Origin of the sequence: Gaetbulibacter sp. PBL-D1 (assembly GCF_050509525.1) — a bacterium.
Lineage (GTDB): Bacteria > Bacteroidota > Bacteroidia > Flavobacteriales > Flavobacteriaceae > Gaetbulibacter_B > Gaetbulibacter_B jejuensis.
Window position 1 is genome coordinate 1 of sequence record NZ_JBNWKB010000031.1, and the last position, 9,149, is coordinate 9,149.

Below are 9,149 nucleotides of genomic sequence, written 5' to 3' on the forward strand. Positions count from 1 at the left end.
TTCTGATATTACAACTACTAATGATGCTGGACTATGTTCTGCTATCGTAACCTATGCAGCTCCTACTGGTGCTGATAATTGTGGTTCGGTTACTATTACTCAAACTGCTGGTTTACCTTCAGGAAGCGCATTTCCTGTAGGAACTACTACAAACACATTTCAAATTGAAGATACTGCTGGTAATACAACATCGTGTTCGTTTACTGTAACAGTTAATGATAATGAAAACCCAACTATAAGCTGTCCTTCTGATATTACAGTAAATGCAGATGGTAATTGTGAAGCAACTAGCGTAACATTAATCAATCCAACCGTTAATGATAACTGTAGCATTGACACCATCACAAATAATGCACCTGCTACATTCCCTCTAGGAAACACGACAGTTACTTGGACTGTAACTGATTTAGCAGGAAATAGTAGTCAATGCACTCAAATTGTAACTGTAAATGATGTAACACCTCCTACGATTACTTGTCCTGGAGATATTACTGTAAATGCTGATACTGGACTTTGTACTGCTAGTGGTGTAAACTTAGGCACTCCAACAGTAGATGATAATTGTGGTGTTGGTTACAGTAATGATGCGCCTGCTATTTTCCCTCTAGGTCAAACGGTAGTAACTTGGACAGCTACTGACGGATACAGTAATTCAACAACATGTACTCAAATTGTAACAGTAGTTGACAATGAAGCACCAAATGTAATATGTCAAAGTTTAAGTTTACAGTTAAACCCAATAACAGGTTTAGCAACAATTACTGCTAATGATATAGACAATGGCTCTACGGATAATTGCTCAATTGCAAATATGACATTGTCGCAAACTACTTTTGATTGTAATGACATTGGAACAAATACAGTAACTCTATCTGTAACTGATGGTTCAGGAAACTCTGATTCTTGTACTGCAACGGTAACCATAACTGATGCTTCTCAAGGCGCTTCAGTTTCTATAAGTGCAAACAACAACCCTGTTTGTGCTGGTGAAGCAGTAACTTTTACTGCTACAGCTGTTAATGGTGGAGCAACTCCATCGTATGAATGGTTTGTTAATGGTGGTTCTGTTGGAAACAATAGCAATACTTTTACTACAAGTACACTTACCAACAATGATCAAGTATCAGTTGAAATGACTTCAAGTGTTTCGGTATGTGCTGCAGCAGTGAGTAGTAACACAATTACTATGACTGTTAACCCACTTTTACCTGTAACCTTCAACTTAAACGCATCGGCTAATCCTGCTTGTAATGGAGATAATTTAACCTTTTTTGTAACAGGTTTAACAAATGGAGGCTCTAACCCTTCTTATCAATGGTATGTTAATAGTAACCCTGTTGGAACAAATACCAACTCTTATAGTTCCTCAGCCATTAATAATGGAGATATCATCTCAGTTTCTGTGACATCAAACGCTACATGTGCTACTCCTATACCTGCTACTGAAAGTTTAACAATGGTGATAAATCCTATTCCTAGTGTAACAGGGTTAGCCAATGGAAGTGCAACAAATATAACTATATGTGAAGGCGATTCTTTAACCTTAACTGGAAACGGAGCAACAACCTATACTTGGAGCAACGGAATACCTAATGGAGTACCTTTTACACCGAGTGTTGGCACACATACTTATACTGTCACAGGTTCTTCAAATGGTTGCTCTAATATGGACTCCATAACTGTAACAGTTAATCCAAACGCTTCAATAACTCTACTTTCAGCTAGTGCTGACCAAAGTGTTTGTCGTACTGGCGGAAACCCCATTGGAACTGTAGAAAATATAAATTTCAATATTTCCAATGCATCATCTGTTACAGTAACAGGTTTACCTACTGGTGTCAATTACAGCTATAATTCAACTACTGGCAATTTAGTTATTAATGGAAACCCAAATAATGGTTTAAGTGGGGAGTTTAATTATACCATAACTGCAAACAACAGCTGTAATACTACAACTACTAATGGTACCATAACCGTTTATTATGGTACGCCTGCTAGACCTAGTCAGATTAATGGACCTAGCTCATTTTTATGCCCCATTAATACGGCTATATATTATGTTGCTGACGACCCAAATGTAGAGACATACAATTGGACAGTCCCTGGATCAATGCTTATAACAAATGGTCAAGGCACCAATCAAATAGAAGTAGATATAATTGGAGCTTCCGTACTTTCAAATATAACTGTGACAGCAAGTAATGCCTGTGGCACTTCCCAACCTCGCAATTTAGGTGTGGTGGTTAGCTATTCATCTAATGATATTGATGCTGGTCCAGATATTTATGTATGCGAAGGCACCCCTATCGTTACCATGGATGGAGATGTAGGCGCCATTCAACCCTACGAATGGGAATGGAGTGACAATGGCGCAGGTGGAAGTTTCTCTACTACAGGAACTTATGACCCACCACCATATACTGTTTGGGATATTTGTTGGGCTGGTCCATTTCCTTATCCATGCTCTACCACTATAGATCCTCCGACTAGACCATTATACGCTACAAACAGCACCTATACACTTCCTCCTAGTTCACAAGCAGGAGATGTAATCACCATAAGTTTAATATCAAACAATGTTTGGAATCCGTTGTGTGACCCTATTGTAAGCACAATGCAAGTTTATGTCTTAGAAAACCCTACAGCTAGTATTATCAATCCAGCTACAATATGCCAAGGAGAAGAGGTAATAGTAACTGGAACACCTAACACTACTGTATCCTATAACTTTAATAGTAATCCAGCAGGCACTTTTAATATTGGAGCTAGTGGCACAGTAACATTCCCTGGACTTGGTGCAGGAACTTATACCCTAACCAACATTCAGTATACAAGTGCACCTAATAGTAATGGTGTTGGTTGCGTCAATGCACTTTCAGAAAGTGTTATTGTTAACGAGCCTATTTCAGTGACTGCTCCTAACGATATTACAATTTGTGAAGGAGAAACCGTTAACCTTTCTTCAACTACTTATTCAGGAACAAACGCTGTAGTAACATGGACAACTTCTGGATCAGGTAACTTTTCTGGTAACACATATACACCAAGTGCTGGTGATATCTTTAATGGTTCTGTAACACTTACAGCAATAAACACACCTAGTGATGGAATATGTCCTAGCGATAGCGATACCATGGTAGTTACAATAAATCCTTTAGCTACAGTGTATGCTGGTGTTGATCAAACGATATGTGAAGGAGATTCTGTAACGCTATCTTCAGCTTCTTATGGAGGAAGTGCTACTTCTGCTTCTTGGAGTACAGCAGGTGATGGTGGCTTTGTTGGCAACATATATACTCCTGGAGCTTCTGACATAACAAACGGAAGTGTAGTGCTTACCTATACCACAAATAATCCTAGTGGACCTTGTGGTTCAGCAAGCGACACTGTAACTATAACGATTAATCAAGCGGCTACTGTTGATGCAGGAAACGATGTAACCATTTGTGAAGGAGATGTTGTAAACTTATCTTCTGCTAACTATAGTGGAAGTGCTACTTCAGCTACTTGGAGCACATCAGGAACTGGTAACTTCTCTGGTAGTATCTATACTCCAAGTGCAGCTGATATAGCCAATGGTTCAGTTACTTTAACTTATACTACTGACAATCCTCCAGGACCTTGTGGCGTAGCAGTAGACTCAAAAGTTGTTACTATCAACCCTTTACCTGTAGTTGATGCAGGTACTAACCAAGCCATTTGTGAAACAAGTGGCAGCATTAACCTTAACGCAACCTTAGGAGGAAGCACAACTGCTACTTGGTCTTCATCTGGTGATGGAACTTTCAATAACAACAATCCTAATGCTATTTATACGTTAGGAGCTAATGATATTACTAATGGCAGTGTAACATTGACTTATACAACAAATTCAGCCATGGCTCCTTGTAGTAACACATCTGACTCTGTTACCTATACCATAGTTCCATTTACAACAGCATCAGCATCTATTGCGGTTCCTGCTACTGGATGTACTGCTCAAATTACTTTATCAGGAAACGGTTCTGGTCAATGGTCAGCAACTTCAAGTACTGGACATAGTTTTAGTTTTTCTAACGTAAATGACCCTAATGCTACATTTATAGGTGAAAGTGGTGGCACTTACAGTATTACATGGACTATTACAAATCCTTCTCCTTGTGGTAATTCACAAGCCACTTTGGCTAATATTAGTTTCCCTAACTGTGGTAATAATATTGATTTTGATGGTATTGATGATACAGTTTCATTCAATGATAATTTTGATCTTAACGGTCCTTTCAGTATAGAAATTTGGGTAAAACCAAATGCACTTGGAACCATCAAGACTATTTATTCTAAAAGGAATGCGCTTAACTTAAGTACTGGTTTTGATTTAAGATTAGTAAATAATACACTATCGTTTAGATGGAATGGTGGCGGACAAGTTTCTGCAACTGGATTAACCACTAACAGATGGTATCATACAGCTGTTACATTTGATGGTTCAACATATAGGCTTTATGTAGATGGTGTAGAAATAAACAGTAACACAGGTGGTGCTCCTAATGCAAACAACAGAAGATTTTTATTAGGCGCAATGGACAGAAACACTAACATGCCAACTAACCATTTTAACGGTTGGTTAGATGAATTACGTATTTGGAATACAGCACTTACAGCTACCCAAATTCGTGAAATGATGAATCAAGAAATTGAGCAAAATGGTGCAAATGTTAGAGGTTCTGTTTTAGGTTTAGATATTGCTGGATTAACTTGGGCAAATCTTGATGCTTATTATCAAATGAATCAAGCCTTTGATGTTACTGGAGGGCTATTAAATGCAAACCTTGGCGGAATTAATGGTAATTTATTGAACATAAACTCAACGCAGCAAGAAACTTCTCCTCTTCCTTATGTAAGTAATCAAAACGGAACTTGGAACAATCAAAACACATGGTTAAATGGTACTGTACAACAAGTTCCTAACACCAATGGTATTAATGGAACTTCAGTAAACTGGAATATTGTAAGAACTCAGCATGATGTAACGTCAGGAAATAGAGCAACTACTGTTTTAGGTTTACTTGTTGACGCTAACAGATATAGCATTACCAATGACCAACAGCTAAACGTTAGCAAATATTTAAAAATTGATGGTGTACTGGATTTAGTTGGTGAGTCTCAGTTATTACAACCGAATAATAGTATTGTTGACTATACAGGCATTGGACGATTAGAACGTGATCAAGAAGGAACAAGTAACCTATACAATTATAATTATTGGGGAAGCCCTGTAAGTACATTAGGCGCTAGTAACTCTAGAACGTATGCTATTGGAAGTATTCTTTACGATGGCAACAATCCTGTGAGTTGGACTACAGGCTATGATGCTAATGGAGCAACTAACCCTGTTACATTAAGTAGCAATTGGTTATATAATTTCCTAAATGGTGCTATCAATGATTACAGCTCTTGGATATCTATTAATCCCACATCCAATGTAAATGTAGGACTTGGATTTACCTTAAAAGGTAGTGGAGCTGCAACACCAAATCAAACTTACACCTTTAGAGGACAACCAAACAATGGTACTATTACTCACTCAATAAGTGGATTAAATCTTGCTTTAGTTGGTAACCCTTATCCTTCAGCAATAGATGCAAATACTTTTATTGATGATAATGGACCTCTTGGAAGCAGTACATTATTAGATGGCGCACTTATATTTTGGGAGCAAGCTCCATCTAACAACTCGCATTACTTATCTGAATATGAAGGAGTTTACGCATACTACACTAAATTAGGTGGTGTACCATCTGTAACACCTCCTGAAATTAATGGCTCAGGTAATACAGGAAAAATACCACAAAGATATGTACCAGTTGGTCAAGGTTTCTTTGTACTAGCTGATGCTGATGGTGGTACTATTACTTTTAATAACTCTCAGCGTACTTTTGTTAAAGAAACAAGTGGAGCTTCTGTATTTATGAGGTCAAACGGACTTAATTTAAACTCTGAAAACAGTGAAAGTGAAGCATACAATGATGGTATTAAACGCTTAAGATTAAAAGTAACAACCTCTGAAAATGCTGGTAGACATTTATTGTTAGGTTTTACTCCTAATAATGAAGCTACTGATGGTGTTGACTATGGATATGATGCGCAAAATAGAGATCAACTAACCAATGATGCTTCTTGGAGTATAGAAGATAACAATTATATTATTCAAGGTGTTGGCGAGTTTGATGAACTAAACACATATCCTCTTAATATCCATCTAAGCGATCAAGGAAATGTAAGCATCTCATTAACTGATTTAGAAAATTTTGATGAAGACATTGATGTTTTTGTATATGACAGTACTGAAGATAGTTATACTCAAATCAACTACAGTAACTTTAACATTAACCTTGAAGCAGGTGATTATAATGGTAGGTTTAATATTGTATTTGTCGAAGACAATTCACTATCAGTAATTGATACTCAACTTAAAGATATTACTGTAAATTATTTACATAACTCTAATGAGTTATACATTAAAACACCTTCGTCAATCAATGCTAAGCAAATTTATATGATAAATATTGCTGGACAGGTTGTAAAATCATGGAATATGACTAACCTTCCTCTTTCTGATGAACTAAGAATTCCTGTAAAGAACATTTCTGAAGGAAACTATGTAGTAAAAATTGAAACAAATACTAGTTCATACAGTAAAAAAGTTATTGTTAAGTACTAGTTAAAGCACCAAATTTTTAAGTTATTCAAAAAGAGCAAGATATCTTGCTCTTTTTTTATTTTCATGTATTTCGTCGATTTTTTGTGCGTTTAATAGATAAAACTGATTATTTCTTATATATTAGCCTGCAACTAAACATATTATGTTCATTTAACCCCAAATCAAATGAATAAAACTACCTACTTAACACTGCTTGTGTTATTACTAAGCATTGCTGTATTTGCTAATACCAATAGCCAAAACACTAGCAACCAAGAAACTCAATCTAGCACTATACAACGTGTTAGAGTAGACTTTATCACTCCATTAGGTTATACCAGACACCTTTTATTAGGTTTTACTTCTGATAATTCAGCTACTGATGATGTTGATTACGGTTATGATGCCTTAAACATTGAAAACCTTCCCGATGATTTAAGTTGGAGAATTAATGATCAAAACTATATCATTCAAGGTGTAGGCGAGTTTGATATTTCAAAACAATATCCGCTAGGGATGTTTTTGAGCAACTCAGGCGAAGTCCAAATTGCATTGAATTCTCTAGAGAATTTTGAAACCGAAATAGACGTGTATGTATATGATTCCTATTTAAATACCTTTACCTCAATTAATGATAGCAACTATATAAACTCACTTTACAGTGGAGAATACTTAAACAGGTATCATATAACTTTCACCAACGACCTCTCTTTAATCAACTTTGCCAATAGCTCAGCACAATTATCTATTGATGAGTTTGGGTTAGAATCTGCTAGTATTAGATACATAAAAAACACTTCTCAAATTAATGTTGATACACAAAACTCAACCACAATTAACTCATTAAAAGTTTATAGTATTAATGGTCAACTACTTTTTGAAAAGCAAAACATTTTCTCTTCTAGCTTTAAAACTACAATTAACAATATACAATCTAGTACAGTAATTGTACAGATTGAAAACAACAATAAAGCATCTCTTAGTAAACTATTATTGGTGCATTAAAACGTAATCGAAATACTACGAATTAATTAAAAAATTACACTTTATCGGATTTTTTTGCATTTTATGGATGTTTTTTAAAAATTAATTATATATTAGCGCCCTAATAATTCATTAAACACTTAAAACTGATGAAAAAGACTACCCTTCTACTTGTAACGCTACTTTGTTTAGCATGCATAAATGCCAAAGCGCAAACTAGCTTAGAAAAAGCCGAACAATATTTAGATTCGAAAAAAGAAGTTTATTTTGATTTTAAAATAGAAGATGTTTCTGAACTTCAAGAGTTCACAGATAAATTATCTATACTTAATTATGACCCTTCTACTAAAACAGTTTATGCTTGGGCTAATACACAACAATTCAACTTATTTTTAGAAAGAAACCTTAGTTTCAATGTAAACGCAGTAGACAATGAAGCCTATGGTATAGTTATGAGTAATCAGGTAAATACTGTAAACTCGACTGAAGGTTCATACCCATTAACTTTTCCTTTAACTTATTACCCAACTTACGCAGACTATGAAGCTCAAATGTATGCGTTTGCTACAATGCATCCTGATATTTGTGAATTAGTTGATATTGGCGGAACCACTGAAGGTGTAGGTGGTGGAGACAAGCGCTTACTATTTATTAAACTATCTGACAACATCGCTACTGAAGAAGCTGAGCCAAAATTAATGTACACCTCCTCAATGCATGGTGATGAGATTACTGGTTATCCTTTAATGTTAGATTTAATTGATTATTTTATAACTGCTTATAAAACACCATCACACCCAGATAATGCTAGAATTACAAGTCTTATCAATAACTCTGAAATATGGATAAATCCAATGGCAAATCCAGATGGAACATATTACAATAGTGCTTCTAACACATCAGTTGTAAATTCACGTCGAGCAAACGCTAATAATGTGGACTTAAATAGAAACTATCCAGATAATGTTGCAGGAGCTCATCCTGATGGAGAAGAATATCAAATTGAAACCCAACATTTTTTAGCTTTAGCAGAAGATAATCATTTTGTGCTTTCAGCTAATTTTCATGGTGGAACCGAAGTTGTTAACTATCCTTTTGACAATACGCATACAGATCATGCTGATAGCGATTGGTTTTTCTTAGTAAGTAAAGAGTACGCTGTAAACTGTCAAAACAATAGTCCTTCTGGATATATGGACGCTACATATAGCAACTATCAATGGCCAGGAGTTACAGAAGGTGCTGATTGGTATCAAGTATATGGTGGTCGTCAAGATTACATGAACTTTTACAAACAGTGTAAAGAAGTAACTATTGAGCTTTCAAATACTAAAGTGATACCTGCATCACAATTAGATGATCACTGGGATTATAACCGTGAAGCTTTAATTGAATATTTAATACAAGGAACTTACGGTTTTCAAGGATTTGTAAAAGACGCTGTGTCTAATAACCCAGTAGAAGCAACAGTTACACTAGTTGGTCA

Annotated in this window: 3 protein-coding genes; all 3 read left to right on the top strand. The window is 35.7% G+C overall.

Annotated elements, in window-relative coordinates; all coding sequences use genetic code 11:
- On the top strand, nucleotides 1–6,700 hold a 6,700-nt coding region (locus ACQ0RB_RS15545; protein WP_430499597.1), incomplete at its 5' end, for an HYR domain-containing protein.
- 165 nt (nucleotides 6,701–6,865) lie between these two features.
- Entirely contained in the window at nucleotides 6,866–7,684 is an 819-nt protein-coding gene (locus tag ACQ0RB_RS15550; RefSeq protein ID WP_430497969.1) for a hypothetical protein, read from the top strand.
- Between the two features lie 128 nt (nucleotides 7,685–7,812).
- Nucleotides 7,813–9,149: M14 family zinc carboxypeptidase (locus tag ACQ0RB_RS15555; RefSeq protein WP_430499599.1), on the top strand; the 1,337-nt coding region annotated here is incomplete at its 3' end.

Excerpts from the sequence above, each read along its gene's own strand:
- ACQ0RB_RS15550 (WP_430497969.1), top strand. The coding sequence starts at position 6,866 with ATGAATAAAACTACCTACTTAACACTGCTTGTGTTATTACTAAGCATT.